Raw genomic sequence first — 14892 nt, forward strand, 5'->3', positions numbered from 1 at the left:
GCGAAGTCGAAGCCCTCTGTCGAGCGGAGGCGAGGCTGCCTTCCGCGCTTTCGCTCGGGGCGAACGGCAAATTCCAGATCAGGCGGCCTTCAGCTTCGCGACCGCATCCACCAGCTGGCCGACGGTCTCGATCTCGGCCTGCATGTTCATGGTGATGATGATGTCGAACTCATCCTCGATCGCCGCGACGAAGTCCATCACCGTCAGGCTGTCCCATTCCAGGTCGCCGGCGAAGGTCGTGGCCTCGGCCAGCTCCACACCCTTTTTGTTGAAGGGTTCGATCTGCGTTGCGACGCTGTCGAAAATCTCGGCGCGATCCGTCATTATCGTGAAATTCTTTCCGTCAAAGCGCGGCCCTCGCCGCTCCGTCCCGCCCTTTGGCAGGCGATTAAGGCGTCAATCGGGCAGTATCGCGCCCGAATGTGCAAGCATAGGGATTTTCAGTCAGATGGCATCATCTGATGACCCCCACATCGGGGACGGCAAAAGGGGGCAGGCCGCCGATCAGCGAAAATTGTCGGCGTAGGCCTGCAATTTCAGCGTCTTGGGCGGAGTTGCGATGACAGTGTAAGCCACGCCTTTCTTCTCCGCATAGGCGACCGCGCTTTCCTGCGACGGGAAGCTCAGCTTCAGCTGCTGTTGCGTGTCGCCTGAGCCGGCCCACCCGGTCAGCGGATCGGCCTGCTTCGCTTCGGCGGGCGCATATTCCAGCACCCATTTGTGGGTCAGCGCCTTGCCGGACTGGAGGGCGTTCTTCTGGATCTGATAGATGCGCGCGGTCATCGCGATGGGACTCCGTAAAATCGTGATGGTGCGTTGCACCAGCGGTTGCCGCGAAGTCAAGACCTCCGGCGGGCATCCGCATTTTTGGTGCGCAATGTGGCGCTGGCTGCGGCAGGATCGTCGGGCCAGGGGTGGCGCGGATAGCGGCCGCGCATTTCCTTGGCGACGTCGCGCCAGTTGCCGGCCCAGAAACCGGGCAGGTCGCGCGTCGTCTGGATCGGCCGCCCGGCTGGCGAGGTGAGCGACAGGACCAGCGGGATGCGCTGGCTGCCGACGGTCGGATGCTCCGACAGGCCGAACAGCGCCTGCACCCGCAGTTCGACCCGCGGCCCGCCCTCCGCCGCATAGTCGATCGCATGACTGCTCCCGGCGGGCGACCGGAAGTCGGGTGGGGCGAGCCGGTCGAGTTGCTGCTTGCCGTCCCAGCCGATCAGCCCCTCCAGCACCGCCGAAAGCTGCGACCGGTCGATATCGGACAGTCGTCGCTTGCCGGCCAGCAGCGGCGGGAGCCAGTCGTCCAGCGTCTCGATCAAGGCGGTGTCGGACAGCGCCTCGATCCCAGCAAATTCGCCCCGCATCCGCAGCGATTGCGCCGCTTCCGACCAGGGCAGGAGGGCAAGGCCGCCCTGCCGCACGCCGTCCACCAGCGCGGCGACCACCGCTTGCGGGTCGGGCCGGTCATCGGACCCGGACGACAGCCGCACCGCACCCAGCCGCCGTTCGCGCAGCGCTTCGATGCCGCCATTGGCGGGGCGGAACTTCACCGTCCGATGCTCCGCGATCCGCGCGCCGAACAGCCCGATCACGCCGGCTTCGTCGATCGGCGCGGCGGACAATATGCGCGCGCCGGCGGCGCTGCCCTGCACCTCGCCCACCGCCAGCCATGGCTCGCGCGCCAGCGGCGACAGCGGATCGAGCCGGAAGCCGCGCCCGCCGACGCTCGCCCAGTCCGCGCCATCGGCGGAGCGGCGCTTGGCCACGCGATCAGGGAAGGCGAGCGCGAGGCAGAGGCCCGTGGCATCCGCAGGGGTCATGCTGTCGCTTCCGCTGGCGACGAGCCGCGCCCACCGCTTCGCCAGCCCTCTGGCCGCATCCGCACGCTTGCCGCTCTCGCGCCGCCAGCGCTGCCGCCGCAGCGTCAGGTCCGTGTCCTGTCCGCCGATGCCGCGCTCGCCCAGCAGCACCGCCACCTCGGCCGCCACTTCCGCCAGCCCCATCTCCCCCGCGCGCACCAGCATATGGGCGATCCGCGGGGACAGCGGCAGCGCCGCCAGTGCCTTGCCATGCGGCGTGATCCGTCCGTCCGCGTCCAGCGCCTCCAGCACGGTCAACCGCCGCCGGGCTTCCTCGACCGCTGCCGCCGGCGGGGCGTCCAGCCAGCGCAGCGCCCCCGGATCGCTCACCCCCCAAAGCGCGCAATCCAGCAGCAGGCTGCTGAGGTCGCTCTCCAAAATCTCCGGTGGATCGAAAGGCGGCATCCCCGCGCTTGCGGCCGCTTCCCACAGCCGATAGGCGACGCCCGGCCGCTGCCGTGCGGCGCGGCCCGCACGTTGAGTCGCGGACGCCTGGCTCGCCCGCTCGGTGACGAGCCGGGTGACGCCCGCTGCCCGATCGTAGCGGGGCCGCCGCGCGAGGCCGCTGTCCACGACGATCCGCACACCGTCGATGGTCAGGCTCGTCTCCGCGATCGCGGTCGCCAGGATCACCTTGCGCTTCCCCTCGCGCGAAGGCCGGATCGCGGCCCGCTGCGCGCCGGGGTCAAGGCTTCCGTGCAGCATATGCACTTCCGCCACACCCTCGATCCGCTCCGCCGTCCGCTCGATCTCGCGCACGCCCGGCAGGAAGGCGAGCAGGTCGCCTTCCGCTTCCTCGCTCAGCGCGCGGCGGATCGCCGCCGCCATCTCATCCTCGATCTTCCTTTCCGCCGCGCGGCCGATATGGCGATAGTCCAGCGGCTGGATGCGCCCCTCGCTCTCGATCACCGGCGCGCCGTTGAGCAGAGACGCAAAGCGCGCACCGTCCAGCGTCGCCGACATGGGTACGATCCGCAGGTCCGGCCGCAGCGCGCCCTGCGCGTCCAGCGCCAGCGCGAGCCCGAAATCGCTGTCCAGGCTGCGCTCATGCACTTCGTCGAACAGCACGGCCGACACGCCCGCCAGTTCCGGGTCGTCCTGTATCCGCCGCACGAAAATGCCCTCGGTCAGGACCAGCAGCCGGGTCTTGCCCGAAACCTTGCTGTCCATCCGGGTCGCATAGCCAACCGTGCCGCCCGGCTGCTCGCCCATCAGTTCGGCGATCCGCTCCGCCGCCGCGCGCGCCGCCAGCCGCCGGGGCGACAGCAGCAGCACCTGGCCCGCGCACCAAGGCTCGTCCAGCAGCGCGGGCGCCACCGCGGTCGTCTTGCCTGCGCCCGGCGGCGCCACCAGCACGGCATTGCTCCCCGCGCGCAACGCAGCTAGCAGGTCCGGCAGTACGGCATGGATCGGCAGGTCGGTCATCGCCGTTCCTCTCGCGCCAATCGGCTCAAATCGCAAGGCGCGGAAAAATCGATTGTGCAGGGAAATAGTTGCCCGGCAGCACGTTACGCGTCCACAAGGGATCGTACCATGTTTGCGGGGGCGCGCATGGCAGCAAAGGGCGACAAGGATGGCGACTCTGCCGGGGGATGCGCAACGCTATCGCACCCTGTTCGAAACGATGGACGAAGGTTTCTGCATCATCGAATTCTTCGATGGTCCGCACGGACCGCTCAGCGACTATATCCATATCGAGGCGAACGCCGCCTATGAACGCCACGCCGGCATTCCCAATGTCGTGGGGCAGAAGGTCCGCGAAATGGTGCCGGACGAGGCGGACGGCTGGGTCGAACTCTATGGCGGCGTGCTCCACAGCGGCCAGCCGATCCGGTTCCAGCGGGAACTGGTCGCGACCGGCCATTTTCTGGAAGTGCATTCCTTTCGCGTCGGCCCCTTCGAACATCGCCAGGTGGCCGTGCTGTTCAAGGACATCACTGACCGCATCCAGGCGGAAAAGGCGCAGCAAGATGTGAATGCGACGCTGGAGGCGCGTGTTACGGAGGCGCTGGCCGAGCGGGAGGAAGTGGAGGCCGCGCTGCGCCAGGCGCAGAAGATGGAAGCGGTCGGCCAGCTGACCGGTGGTCTCGCGCATGATTTCAACAATCTGCTCGCCGGCATATCGGGCGCGTTCGAGATGATCGGGGTGCGGCTGGCACAGGGGCGGACGGCCGATGTCGAACGCTATCTGGCCGCGGGGCAGGGCGCCACCCGCCGCGCCGCTGCGCTGACCCATCGGCTGCTGGCCTTTTCCCGCCGCCAGACCCTGTCGCCCCGGCCGACCGTCATCAACCGGCTGCTCGGTGATTTTTCCGAACTGGTCCGCCGCACCGTCGGCCCGCAGATAGAGGTTCAGACGATCGCCTCCAGCGGCCTCTGGCCGGCGCTGGTCGATGCCAACCAGCTGGAAAACGCGTTGCTCAACCTGTGCATCAACGCCCGCGATGCCATGCCCGACGGCGGCAAGATCACGATCGAGACGGCCAATCGCTGGCTCGACGATCGCACCGCGCGCGACCATGGGCTCACCCCGGGCCAATATGTAACCATCTGCACCAGCGACACCGGCACAGGCATCGACAAGGCGATCCTCGACCGCGTGTTCGATCCCTTCTTCACCACCAAGCCGATCGGGCAGGGGACGGGGCTGGGCCTGTCCATGGTCTATGGCTTCGCGCGCCAGAGCAACGGCCATGTCCGCATCTATTCCGAAGCCGGGGAAGGGACGATGGTCTGCATCTACCTGCCCCGCCATCGCGGCGAGGAAGAGGAGGACGTGGTGCTGCCCGCCGACATGGCGGTGGAGGCGGATCCCGGCGAGACCGTATTGGTCATCGACGATGAGCCGTCGGTGCGGATGCTGGTCGCGGACGCGCTGGGGGATCTTGGCTATCATTGCCTGGAAGCGGGCGATGGCGCGGCAGGGCTGCGCATCCTCGAATCCAGGTCACGGATCGACCTGCTCGTCACCGATGTCGGCCTGCCCGGTGGATTGAACGGCCGCCAGGTGGCCGACGCCGCGCGCGCCCTGCGCCCGGACCTGCGCATCCTGTTCGTCACGGGCTATGCGGAAAATGCGGTGCTCAACCACGGTCATATCGCGCCGGGCATGGAAGTGTTGACCAAGCCTTTTGCCGTCGACGAACTGCGCCGCCGGGTCGCGACATTGTTGCAGGCGGAATAACTACCTCCGCTCGAAGCGAGCGGGGCATGTTCAGCCGAACAGATAGATGTGGATCGGGTTCTTGGGGTCGAGCAGCATCTTCGTCGTGAGCGCCAGCGACATCAGGATGAGCAGCGGCTTGATCAGCCGCGATCCGAAACGCATCGCCAGATGCGATCCGATTTGCCCGCCGACCAGGCTCCCTGCCGCCATCGCCAGCCCTGCGATCCAGATCACATGGCCGCCCGCGACCATGGTCAGCAGCCCGGCGACATTACTCGCGAAGTTCGCCGCCTTGGTCTGCGCCGTCGCGCGCAGGATGGACAGGCCGCCCAGCGCCAGGAAGATGGTGGTATAGAAAGCCCCTGCGCCGGGCCCGAAAAATCCGTCATAGAAGCCCACGATGCCGATCAGCCCCGACAGGCCCGCAATGCCCAGCCGCGCATGGCGGTCGGCGTCGCCCAGCTTGGGGGAGAAGGTGAAATAGGCGGCCATCGCGATCAGCAGCGCGGGCATCAGTCCCGCCAGGATCGACGGATCGACCCGCTGCAACAGCCACGCCCCGCCCACCGATCCCACAAAGGCGGCGATCACCGGTCCCTTGTAGGTCTTGAGGTCCATATGCCCTCGCCGCCCATAGGCGACGCAGGCGCCGAAAGTGCCGAAGCAGCTCTGCAGCTTGTTGGTCGCAACCGCCTGCACCGGCGGCACGCCGGCCGCCATCAGCGCGGGCAGGGTGATGAGGCCGCCACCGCCCGCCATCGCATCGATGCACCCCGCCATCAGTGCGGCGGCCATGAGGAAGGCGATGGTTTCGGGGGACAGGATCATGAAATGACGGGCCTAACTTGTTTCCCGTTCGCCCCGAGCTTGTCGAGCGAGCGAACGGAACAGCAAACGAACCGGACGGCCCGTCCCCTCAATAGGCGCGCGCTATCGCGAATTCGACCGCCTCGGTAAGGGCCGCTTTCGCCTTGCCGGCATCGAACATGCCCAGTGCGTCGATCGCCCGCTGGCCATAATGGCGCGCGCGGGCCATCGTGTCGGCGATCGCGCCGGTCTTGCGCAGCAGGCCAGTCGCATGGGCGAGGTCCGCGTCGCTGATCTTGTGACCCGCGATCGCCGCCTTCCAGAAGGCGCGATCTTCCTCGGACCCCCGCGCATAGGCCAGGATCACCGGCAGCGTCACTTTGCCGTCGCGGAAATCGTCGCCCGCATCCTTGCCCATGGTCGCCCCGTCCGACTCATAGTCGATCGCGTCGTCGATCAGCTGGAACGCGATGCCGAGGTTGCGGCCATAGACGTCCAGCGCCTGCTCCTCGCCCTCGCTGCGGTCGGCGACCACGGCGGAAATGCGGCAGGCGGCGGCGAACAGGGCGGCGGTCTTGGCGCCGATGATGTCGAGATACTGCTCTTCGCTGGTGTCGATCTTGCGCTGGGCGGTCAGCTGGTTGACCTCGCCCTCGGCGATCACGGCCGACGCGTTGGACAGGATCTTGAGCACCTTCAGCGACTCGGCCTCGACCATCAACTCGAACGAACGGGAGAAGAGGAAATCGCCCACCAGCACGCTGGCGCTGTTGCCCCAGATGATGTTGGCGGTCTTGCGGCCGCGGCGCAGGCCAGATCCGTCTACGACATCATCATGCAGCAGCGTGGCGGTGTGGATGAACTCGACAGCGGCGGCCAGCTTGTAGTGGCGGCTGCCCGCATAGCCGACCAGATCGGCGCAGGCGAGCGTCAGCATCGGCCGAAGCCGTTTCCCCCCACCCGCGATCAGGTGGCCCGCCAGTTCCGGGATCAGGGGAATGCGCGACTGCATCCGATCGAGGATGACGGCATTGACCTGGTTCATGCCGTCGGCGACCAGGTTCAGGATGGGCGTGAGCGATGGCTCCGCTTTCGCGCGGCCGATCGGATGGACGTTACCGGGGGCGGGTGCTGTCATGACCTGCGTCCTCTGGCGATGCAAAAAGCTAAAGGCAAGCGGGAATAGCTTGCGCGCCGGCCCGGATGCGGCAAAAAGCGCGCCATCTGGAACCGGAGGCCCAAGTGGACGAGACATTGACGCGCTATCGTGAAAGCATCGACAATATCGACGCGGCGTTGGTGTTCATGCTGGCCGAGCGGTTCAAGATCACCCAGGCGGTTGGCGAGTATAAGGCGACTCACGACCTGCCGCCGGCCGATCCGGGCCGCGAGGAACGCCAGATCGCCCGCCTGCGCCAGCTTGCGCTCGACGCGAATCTGGACCCGGACTTCACCGAGAAATTCCTGCGCTTCATCATAGACGAGGTGATCCGCCACCACGAACGGCTGCGCGAGGGCTGAAAAGCCGATCTCGGCCCGACCCTACCCCGCCGGATAGCCCTCATGCCCGGCATTGGGCCAATGGAATCCGGTATAGGTCAGCATCGTGGAGAAGCTCTCCGACCGCACCTGATGCCACCAGCCGATCGGGATGAACAGCAGGTCGCCCGGCGTCAGCAGCACCTCGTAGCGCAGCACGTCCCGCGCCTGCGGATGGACCGCCAGCCGCGCCGCATCGGTCACGTCGCCCACATCGCTGAACACATGGGTGCGGTGCGCCAGCCGGGGAGTCTGCGACGGCGGGATCAGGATCACGCGCTTGGTTCCCGTCACCTGTGCCAGCAGATTGTTGGTCAGGTCGAAATGCAGCGGCGTGAACGCGCCCTCGCCACCGATCCACAGCATTCCCGGCGCGCGCGTCAGATAGGCGTCGATGGTTTCCAGATCGGCCTGGAGCGGGGCGAGCGCCGGGCCATTGGCGGCGCTGTTATAGGCGGTGAGATAGGCGTCGTTGCCGCCATCGCGCACCAGCGCTATGAATTCGCGGAACGGCCCGCGCCTCTTGTGCCGGTCCTTCGCCAGTTCATAATCCCCAGCGCCGCTGCGACCGCCCTGATATTCGATCACCGCGTCGCCGACCGCATCCGTCAGATAATCGGGCGTCCACCGCGCCAGCGCCGGCCAGTCCGCCATTGCCCCCTTGATGACCACCGGCCGCCCCGGCGCATAGAAATTGTGCAGGAAATCCTCACCCGACAGATGTTCCGCCGTCAGCAGGCCCGACGCATAGGGGGACAAGGCGCGCTGCCCCTCCATCACATCGAGCAGCCAGTCCCGCCGTTTCAGCGCCAGCCGGTCCTCGGACATTTGCGGCGGGGGCTGCGGCGCGACGGCGCGCGGGGCAGGGGCTGCGGGTCCGCCGAAACCGATCTGGCGCAGGGCCATCTGCATCCGCATGTCGGCGGCATGGGTAGGAAGGGAAGGCGGGCGCTTGCTCATGCCGCCCGATAGCGCAGGATGATGACGCCGATGTTGCAGGATGTGACGATCCTGTGACGGGGGGCGGGTCAGGCCGGTTCGGTCACTGCCACCGCCGCCTTCTTTCCCTGCGACCGGCCCAGCAGCACGCCGCCCAGCGCCAGCGCGAAGCCCACCAGCTGCACCGGCCCCAGCCTCTCCCCGAACAGCAGCCACGCCTCGACCGCAGCCAAGGGCGGCACCAGCAGCAACAGCATCGACATGCGCGTCGCGCCCTGATGCCGCACCAGCCACACCAGCAGGCTCAGGCCCGCGGCCGACAGCCCCAGCACCGACCAGCTGAGGCCGACCCACAGGATGGGATCATTGTCCCAGCGCCATTCGCCCACCACCAGCGTCGCCGCGATCGCGACCAGCGCGCCGCCCAGATTCTGCGCCGCGCCCGACATCAGGATCGGGTCGCCTGCAATCGCGCCCCGCTGGATCAGCGTGCCGCCGGTCATCGCGATGATCGCGCAGATGCCGGCGACGACCGGGACGACGGGCACCGCGCCCGCGCCGCTGCGCTCGATCGCGGGCAGCAACACGCAGGTGACGCCCGCGATCGCGATGGCAAGGCCACCCCAAGCGCGTCCGGGCAATTTCTCTCCCAGCAACGCCACGCTGGCGACGGCCACCATCAGCGGCTGTGTCGCGCCCAGCAGCGACATGATCCCCGCCGGCATCCCATGGCTCACCGCCCACCAACTGACCGTCAGGTACAGGCCGTGCAGCATCGCGCCCGCGCCCAGATGCAGCCCCAGCCGCCGCCCGCGCGGCCATTGTTGCCCAGCATAGGCCGCCGCGCCCGCCAGCAGCAGCGTGGTGGCGCTCAGCCGCACCGCCAGCACCAGTTCCGGCGCGCCGTGCGGGACCACCGCCCGCGCGACGATGAAGCCGGTGGACCAGATCAGGACGAAGAGGATGGACGCGAACAGGCCGAACATGCCGCCGCCTTTGACCGAAGGGCAGGGCAATGTCGAGCCGGCAGAGGGCGGACGGCGTGCGGCCATGCCTCCCGTCAGCCAGGCGAGCGCCGGCCTTCCGTCCTACTGGAGCGGGATCGCGCTTCGTTCGTGGGTGCCAAGCGCCATCATGGCCGCTTCGATCATCTGGCGGTGGGCGTCGCTGCCGCGCGCGACATCGGGCCATGGCTGGCCCGTCAACGACCCATGGCTATCCTGCCAGATCTTGCCCGCAACCAATTCTATCTCGTCTTCGGTGGGCTGATGTTGTTCGGCAAGACAGCGAATTAAAAGCTCATGAAAAAGCTTTCCGGAACTCGTGTGAATTCGGTTCATGGGCATCCTCTCCGTGGCGCCAATGTTTTCTCGGCTGCCGTAGGGGAAACTGCATGATTCGCGCGTCACCGTCAACGGACCCTACCAACCATGAAAATCTTGCAGAATCAGTAATATACCCAACAATATTGCTCTATGTTATATATTATTGTTCGAAAATCGGAAAAATACTTGGGTATGTCCGGAACGTACAATCAGAATCGCGGCAATTGCTTAAGGTGATCGGGCGACCCGGGGGCTCTTATGGTTATAGGGGACTCCGACTTGGGCCGGCCCTACGGGTCGGCCCAGTTTTTTGATGCGCCCCAATCCTGACATGTGCGTCGCCGAGCGAAGGGATTATTCCCGGCCCGCCCGGATCGCGGCACCCCCGGCGAAGGGCGTGATCGCCACCAGCAGCAGCGACGCCGCACCCAGGAACTTCAACGCCGCGCCGCTGCCGTCGCCCAGCGTCCCCGCTCCGAAGATCAACAGCGGCACCGCCAGCGGCAGCGCCAGCAGCCCGGCCAGCGCCCCGCTCGAGCGCAGCCCGGCGGTCAATGTCGCCACCAGCAGTCCGAGCGCCGCCAGAGCGGGCGTCCCGACAGCCAGCCCGATCTCCAGCTTCATGATGGTCGCGGCGTCGAGCTTGAGCAGCGCCGCGGCGGGCAGGGTCGCGATCATCAGCGGCGGCCCGAAGCCCAGCCAGTGCGCCGCCAGCCGCGCGATCACCACCCATTCCTCGCCGATGCCGCGCAACGCGATCTGGTCCAGCACGCCTGCATCCCGGTCCGGCGCGACCAGCCGGTCGACCGGCAACAGGCTGGCGAGCAGGGCCGCGATCCACAACATTCCGCCGCCCGTTCGCCCCAGCAGCGCCGCATCCGGCCCGACGGCGAATGGGTAGAGGCTGGCGACCAGCAACAGGAAGGCGACGGGCAGCCACAGTCCAGCCGATGCCCAGGCCTGGCGCAGGTCGCGCGCCGCCAGCAGCCAAAGCAGCCTCATGCCGCCTCCGCCCGATGATCGGCGAGTGCGAGCGTCACCGGCGCATCGATCGGCAGCGGCTGGTGCGACGCCGCGACCACGATCCCGCCTGCCGCCAGATGCGTCGCCACGGCTCGGCCGAGCAGGTCCAGCGACGCCATGTCGAGCCCATTGCCCGGCTCGTCGAGCAGCCATATGCCCGCGCCGCTGGCGATCACGCGCGCCAGCATCGCCCGCTTGCGCTGCCCGGTGGACAACATCCGCACCGGCACGTCGGCGAGGCGCGTAAGCGCCATCGCCTCCAGCGCCGCGGCCACGGCATCCGGCTCGGCCCGATCCAGCTTCGCCCAGAAATCCAGCGCCCTGCCCAGCGGCAGGTCCATGTCCAGCGCCAGCCGCTCATCGGCCATGCCCACGCCGCCCGACAGCGTGATCGTCCCGGCAAAGGCGGGCAGCAGCCCCCCGATCACCCGCAGCAGGCTGGACTTGCCCACGCCGTTCGGCCCGGTCAGCAGCGCGCCGCCACCCGGCTCCAGCGTCAGGCTCACGCCCCGGAACAGCATCCGTCCGCCGCGCAGGCAGGCGACATCGGCCAGGCGCAGCGCGGCGCCGGTCATAGGGTGACCATGTCCTCCAACACATGCATGTCGATGTCGGACAGGCCGAAATGATGGCCGATCTCATGCACCACCACATGGGTGACGAGCGCGTCGAGCGGTACGCCCGTCTCCACCCATTCATCCAGCAGCGGCCGGCGGAACAGATGGACGGTCGGCGGCATGTCCCCGGTCTGCGCCTCCTGCCCGATGCTGCGCCCGCTGTAGAGGCCGGTCAGCTCGAACGGGTCGTCCAGTTCCATCTCCTTGAGGAGATCGGCCGACGCGAATTCCTCCACGAACAGCAGGACATTGGCGAGATGCTCGTCGAATGGCGCGGGCAGGCGATTGAGCGCTGCCAGCGCGAGCGTTTCGATCTCTTCCTTGGTGGGCGCGAAGCGGGGCGATGACATGGCTGCGGCATAAAGTGGTTTCGCGGCAAATGGAACATTCCCCAGCCCCGAAATCACGCTAAACAATCACGGGAGACAAGCAATTTCGAGGATGAGGCCATGATTGCCAGATTGAACGAAGCGGAACGGGCGGTCGCGCTGGCCGACCTGCCCGAATGGACGCCGGCGGCCGGGCCGGAGGGTATCTCGCGCCGCTTCATCTTCGCCGACTTCAACGCCGCCTTCGGCTTCATGACCCGCGTCGCGATCCTCGCGGAAAAGGCCGACCATCATCCCGAATGGTCGAATGTCTACAACCGCGTGGACATTCTCCTCACCACCCATGATGCGGGCGGCCTGTCACGGCGCGACATAGACCTCGCCCATGCGATCGATGCGCTGCTCGGCTGAGGGGGCGGTGCCGATCCGGCCGGGGTCAGTAAAGGGTGCTGGTCTCGATCCGGTCATCATAGCCGTGCAGCGCGGAGATGACCGACGGATCGCCGGCATAGCGGCGACGCAGCATGGCCAGCTTCGCATCGGTGCCCCGGCATAGTTCGGCGATGCTTTCCTCGATATAGACGCGTCGCTCTGCATCATAGGGCTCCTCGCCCCGGAAATGGTCGCAACCATCGCGCGCCACCATGAACTCGGTGACTTCGCGCGGGAAGGGGGCCGCGCTCGCCGCGACGTCGGAGGGCGGCAGGTCGAGCGGGAAGTAAGGTGCGGGCTGGGCGCGGACGGTCACCACCGGTCCGGGTTTGGGCGCCTCGGCCGGCGGAGCAGGAGGGACCGGCGTCGCGGCATTGTCGGCGACGGCGGCGATGGGCGGCGCGGTCGGGCCATTGTCGGCCTGCGCGGCTTCGTCCGACGCACGGCAGCCGGCGACCAGCGCCAGCATCATCACCATCGGAACCAGCACCACCTGCCTGCTCAACCGATTTCCTCCCGCAAGCTGGCGATCAGATCCGCAACATGCGGCAGCCGCGACTCTTCCTCGTCGAGGATCGCCAGAAACGCGGCACGCCTATAATCGGCGAGCAAGACGGGGGAAAGACGGCTTGCCGCGGGTGTTGCCGAATTCACGATATCCAGAAGCCGCTCGACCCCATGGAGCCGGCCCCAGAGATAGTCGTTCTCGCGATAGACCCTGCTAAAGAAGGCTCCGAAATTGTTGAATTCTATGCCTTTAAGCATGGATTCCGCGCCGCCCGCGCGGATCGCCGTGCAATCCTCGGGCGAGATGCGGTCGACCTTCACCGGATCATATTCATCCAGAGTGTCACCCTGAAGCAACGGTAGGGTGGCAATGTCGGTGAAGGGAAAGCCGAGATAGGCGAGCAGCATCGTCCTGCGCCCGACCCTGGGCAGCCCCGCGAAGGCTTCCGCCAGCATCAGGTCGGCCGCGTCGTCGCGCGCCTTCAGGCCGCGCGCCTGCGCCACCGCGTCCAGCGCGGCGGCGGCGTCGGCCGGTACTGCCTTGGCGGCCGCGACCACCTCGGCGCCGTGGAAATCGCTGTCCTCGCATTCGGCATAGAGGGTCAGCGCGCCATAGATGGCGTCGTGCATCGCCTGCACCGCCGGATCGTCGGCATCCGCCTCCAGTTCCAGCGTGTCGGCCAGCCGTCGCGCCAGATAGCGCAGGCGGCGGATGCGGAAGGCCAGGTCATGCGCGCGGAAGAAGGCGACCGGGGCGGAGGCCGATCCGTTCTCCTCGGCCAGCTGGTCCGCCCCGGCCTTGCGAATCTCCGCCCAGATCGCCTGGCGATAGGCTTCGCGCATCATCGCGCTGTCCTCGCCGCTGAGGCGGAACAGCAGCGCGCAGAGCGATTCGACGATGCCCGACAGTTTGAGGTGGCCATAGGCCGGATAGGCAAAGCCGGCCGCGCTCGCCGCCCGCTGCTGGGCCTTGGCGCGCCAGGCGGAAAGGCGGGCGGGCGTTGGCCGGTCGAGGAAGAGCATCCGGCCGATCGCGCTTTCCACCTCTTCCTCGATGCCCGGCCGCAGCGCATCGAGGATGCGCCGCATCCTTCGGATGCGCGCGCTATGGCGGTCGATCGCCTCCAGATTGTCACGGATCGGCTGCTCGCGCGGAATGTCGCTCAGCGCGCCGAAGATGGTGCGGAAAAATCCGGGCAGGGGTGCGCTCTCGCCGGTCGGCGCATCTTCCTGCTCGCCTTCCTTGTTGAGCCGGATCGATCGATGGCCCGGCTTGGGATCGATATAGACGAAGCGCCGGTCGACCTCGCGCCGCGACGGCCGGTTGCGCAGCGCGCCGATCGCCTGGGCGAAGGGGGCGTTGGCCAGCACCGATCCGTCGATCAGCACCGCGTCCTCGGCCGTCCCGCGCGCGGCATGGCGGGGCAGGGCGCGGGCCAGGAAGGCGTCGCGCGTCGGCCAGCCGCGATGGCGGCGCCTGAGCACCCGGTCCAGTTCGCGCACGGTGAAGGGCGGGAAGGCGCCCGGAAAGCTGGCGGTCGCCCGCGCGGCAAAGACCAGCTCGGCCGTATCGGCGAAGGTCCGTTTCCCCCGTCCGCGCGCCTTGAAGCCGATCGACAGCCGATGCTCTGTCTCGATCACCTGCGGCGGGCTGTTGAGATTCAGGCTCTGGGGATGGCCCTCGAAGTCGGTCACGGTGACGAACAGGTCGAGCGGATGGCCCTCGGGCAGCAGTGGCGATCCTGCCTCGGCCGCCGCCATCGCATCGAAGGCGTCGATCAGCATCGTCGAGAATATCTCCCCGCCAAAGGGCGGTTCGAACCAGCGCGACCGGATGAAGCGGGACAGCTTCATCCGCACCTCCTCGCGCGTGTCGGGTGCGACGGTGCGCTCCACCGCATCGCCCGGCCGCCGCGCCGCCATCCACACCAGCGGCGTCGCCCAGAATTTGGTCAGCGCCCGCGCCGGCCGTGCGTCCGGGTCGAGCAGCCGGTCGACATCGGCATTGTCCAGCCACAGGTCGGTCAGCGGGTCCAGCGACTGGCCGGTCTCGATCGCCTGCGCCAGGAAGATGCCGTTGATCCCGCCCGCGCTCGCCCCGGCGATGATGTCGGGCATGACGCGCAGCCTGATGCCGCCGTGCGCCTCGATCGCTTCCAGCATCTGGCGATAGACCGCCTCGCTGCTGCCGCTGGGCGGGCTATTGTCGTGAAAGGCTCGGCTCGCCCGCGCCAGCCGCCAGACTTCCTTGGTGATGCCGTGCATGTAGATGGCCAGGCTGATCCCGCCATAGCAGACCAGCGCCAGCCGTAATTCCCTCTCCTTCATGGCGCAGGAATCGCAGAGGGCGGC

The 14892-nt window shown here is 67.6% G+C and carries 16 protein-coding genes; 3 read left to right on the top strand and 13 right to left on the bottom strand.

The features are described from left to right. Positions 1-78 precede the first annotated feature (78 nt). The 3 genes from A7Q26_RS05615 to hrpB form a co-directional block, all read right to left on the bottom strand. Positions 79-324, bottom strand: a complete 246-nt coding sequence (locus A7Q26_RS05615; protein ID WP_066857777.1) for an acyl carrier protein — start codon at positions 322-324, stop codon at positions 79-81. A gap of 180 nt (positions 325-504) precedes the next feature. Beyond that, positions 505-783, bottom strand: coding sequence for an ETC complex I subunit (locus A7Q26_RS05620; protein ID WP_066857780.1), 279 nt, complete (start codon positions 781-783; stop codon positions 505-507). A gap of 56 nt (positions 784-839) precedes the next feature. After that, positions 840-3281: an ATP-dependent helicase HrpB gene (gene hrpB / locus A7Q26_RS05625; RefSeq protein ID WP_066857783.1), complete on the bottom strand. Its 2442-nt coding sequence runs from the start codon at positions 3279-3281 to the stop codon at positions 840-842. Between the two features lie 148 nt (positions 3282-3429). On the opposite strand from hrpB, the gene A7Q26_RS05630 reads away from it, so the two are divergent. After that, on the top strand, positions 3430-5040 hold the full coding sequence (locus A7Q26_RS05630; protein WP_066857786.1) for an ATP-binding protein: 1611 nt from the start codon (positions 3430-3432) through the stop codon (positions 5038-5040). A gap of 30 nt (positions 5041-5070) precedes the next feature. Here A7Q26_RS05630 and A7Q26_RS05635 read toward each other — a convergent pair whose 3' ends face one another. Together A7Q26_RS05635 and A7Q26_RS05640 are read right to left on the bottom strand one after the other, a co-directional pair. Then, positions 5071-5850: a TSUP family transporter gene (locus A7Q26_RS05635; RefSeq protein WP_066857790.1), complete on the bottom strand. Its 780-nt coding sequence runs from the start codon at positions 5848-5850 to the stop codon at positions 5071-5073. A gap of 88 nt (positions 5851-5938) precedes the next feature. Beyond that, positions 5939-6967: a polyprenyl synthetase family protein gene (locus tag A7Q26_RS05640; RefSeq protein ID WP_066857793.1), complete on the bottom strand. Its 1029-nt coding sequence runs from the start codon at positions 6965-6967 to the stop codon at positions 5939-5941. A gap of 104 nt (positions 6968-7071) precedes the next feature. On the opposite strand from A7Q26_RS05640, the gene A7Q26_RS05645 reads away from it, so the two are divergent. Beyond that, a complete protein-coding gene (locus tag A7Q26_RS05645) occupies positions 7072-7350 on the top strand; it encodes a chorismate mutase (protein ID WP_066858068.1) in 279 nt (92 codons plus the stop codon). A gap of 21 nt (positions 7351-7371) precedes the next feature. On the opposite strand, the gene A7Q26_RS05650 is transcribed toward A7Q26_RS05645, so the two are convergent. The 6 genes from A7Q26_RS05650 to A7Q26_RS05675 all read right to left on the bottom strand — a co-directional run bounded on the left by A7Q26_RS05650 (position 7372) and on the right by A7Q26_RS05675 (position 11622). Then, on the bottom strand, positions 7372-8328 hold the full coding sequence (locus A7Q26_RS05650) for a cupin-like domain-containing protein (RefSeq protein ID WP_066857796.1): 957 nt from the start codon (positions 8326-8328) through the stop codon (positions 7372-7374). Between the two features lie 68 nt (positions 8329-8396). Further along, positions 8397-9293, bottom strand: a complete 897-nt coding sequence (locus tag A7Q26_RS05655) for a DMT family transporter (protein WP_066857799.1) — start codon at positions 9291-9293, stop codon at positions 8397-8399. A 102-nt stretch (positions 9294-9395) separates the two neighbouring features. Continuing rightward, positions 9396-9722 carry a hypothetical protein gene (locus A7Q26_RS25040; protein WP_157102457.1) on the bottom strand — a complete coding sequence of 109 codons (327 nt, stop codon included), beginning with the start codon at positions 9720-9722 and terminating at the stop codon, positions 9396-9398. Between the two features lie 264 nt (positions 9723-9986). Further along, positions 9987-10634, bottom strand: a complete 648-nt coding sequence (locus A7Q26_RS05665; protein WP_066857805.1) for a heme exporter protein CcmB — start codon at positions 10632-10634, stop codon at positions 9987-9989. Then, complete coding sequence (gene ccmA / locus A7Q26_RS05670) at positions 10631-11230, bottom strand: heme ABC exporter ATP-binding protein CcmA (RefSeq protein ID WP_066857808.1); 600 nt, start codon at positions 11228-11230, stop codon at positions 10631-10633. Before ccmA ends, A7Q26_RS05665 begins: the two co-directional genes overlap by 4 nt. Then, positions 11227-11622: a metallopeptidase family protein gene (locus A7Q26_RS05675; RefSeq protein ID WP_066857811.1), complete on the bottom strand. Its 396-nt coding sequence runs from the start codon at positions 11620-11622 to the stop codon at positions 11227-11229. Before A7Q26_RS05675 ends, ccmA begins: the two co-directional genes overlap by 4 nt. A 99-nt stretch (positions 11623-11721) precedes the next feature. Here A7Q26_RS05675 and A7Q26_RS05680 point away from each other — a divergent pair, with 99 nt between their 5' ends. Then, entirely contained in the window at positions 11722-12012 is a 291-nt protein-coding gene (locus A7Q26_RS05680; RefSeq protein WP_066857814.1) for a 4a-hydroxytetrahydrobiopterin dehydratase, read from the top strand. Positions 12013-12037: 25 nt separating this feature from the next. On the opposite strand, the gene A7Q26_RS05685 is transcribed toward A7Q26_RS05680, so the two are convergent. Together A7Q26_RS05685 and A7Q26_RS05690 are read right to left on the bottom strand one after the other, a co-directional pair. Then, positions 12038-12505 (bottom strand): hypothetical protein, encoded by a 468-nt coding sequence (locus A7Q26_RS05685; RefSeq protein ID WP_066858071.1) that lies wholly within the window; start codon positions 12503-12505, stop codon positions 12038-12040. 29 nt (positions 12506-12534) lie between these two features. Continuing rightward, the gene (locus A7Q26_RS05690) at positions 12535-14868 is read right to left on the bottom strand and encodes a patatin-like protein (protein ID WP_066857816.1); all 2334 of its coding nucleotides are present in this window, start codon (positions 14866-14868) and stop codon (positions 12535-12537) included. Positions 14869-14892: the final 24 nt, after the last annotated feature.

Origin of the sequence: Sphingobium sp. TCM1 (assembly GCF_001650725.1) — a bacterium.
Taxonomy (GTDB): Bacteria; Pseudomonadota; Alphaproteobacteria; order Sphingomonadales; family Sphingomonadaceae; genus Sphingobium.

What these genes read in the sequence shown, in the direction of transcription:
- A7Q26_RS05620 (WP_066857780.1), bottom strand. Translation starts at nt 783, where the DNA reads ATGACCGCGCGCATCTATCAGATCCAGAAGAACGCCCTCCAGTCCGGC.
- A7Q26_RS05615 (WP_066857777.1), bottom strand. Translation starts at nt 324, where the DNA reads ATGACGGATCGCGCCGAGATTTTCGACAGCGTCGCAACGCAGATCGAA.
- A7Q26_RS05635 (WP_066857790.1), bottom strand. Translation starts at nt 5,850, where the DNA reads ATGATCCTGTCCCCCGAAACCATCGCCTTCCTCATGGCCGCCGCACTG.
- A7Q26_RS05690 (WP_066857816.1), bottom strand. Translation starts at nt 14,868, where the DNA reads ATGAAGGAGAGGGAATTACGGCTGGCGCTGGTCTGCTATGGCGGGATC.
- A7Q26_RS05640 (WP_066857793.1), bottom strand. Translation starts at nt 6,967, where the DNA reads ATGACAGCACCCGCCCCCGGTAACGTCCATCCGATCGGCCGCGCGAAA.
- hrpB (WP_066857783.1), bottom strand. Translation starts at nt 3,281, where the DNA reads ATGACCGACCTGCCGATCCATGCCGTACTGCCGGACCTGCTAGCTGCG.
- A7Q26_RS05630 (WP_066857786.1), top strand. Translation starts at nt 3,430, where the DNA reads ATGGCGACTCTGCCGGGGGATGCGCAACGCTATCGCACCCTGTTCGAA.
- ccmA (WP_066857808.1), bottom strand. Translation starts at nt 11,230, where the DNA reads ATGACCGGCGCCGCGCTGCGCCTGGCCGATGTCGCCTGCCTGCGCGGC.
- A7Q26_RS05675 (WP_066857811.1), bottom strand. Translation starts at nt 11,622, where the DNA reads ATGTCATCGCCCCGCTTCGCGCCCACCAAGGAAGAGATCGAAACGCTC.
- A7Q26_RS05665 (WP_066857805.1), bottom strand. Translation starts at nt 10,634, where the DNA reads ATGAGGCTGCTTTGGCTGCTGGCGGCGCGCGACCTGCGCCAGGCCTGG.
- A7Q26_RS05650 (WP_066857796.1), bottom strand. Translation starts at nt 8,328, where the DNA reads ATGAGCAAGCGCCCGCCTTCCCTTCCTACCCATGCCGCCGACATGCGG.
- A7Q26_RS05680 (WP_066857814.1), top strand. Translation starts at nt 11,722, where the DNA reads ATGATTGCCAGATTGAACGAAGCGGAACGGGCGGTCGCGCTGGCCGAC.
- A7Q26_RS05685 (WP_066858071.1), bottom strand. Translation starts at nt 12,505, where the DNA reads ATGATGCTGGCGCTGGTCGCCGGCTGCCGTGCGTCGGACGAAGCCGCG.
- A7Q26_RS05655 (WP_066857799.1), bottom strand. Translation starts at nt 9,293, where the DNA reads ATGTTCGGCCTGTTCGCGTCCATCCTCTTCGTCCTGATCTGGTCCACC.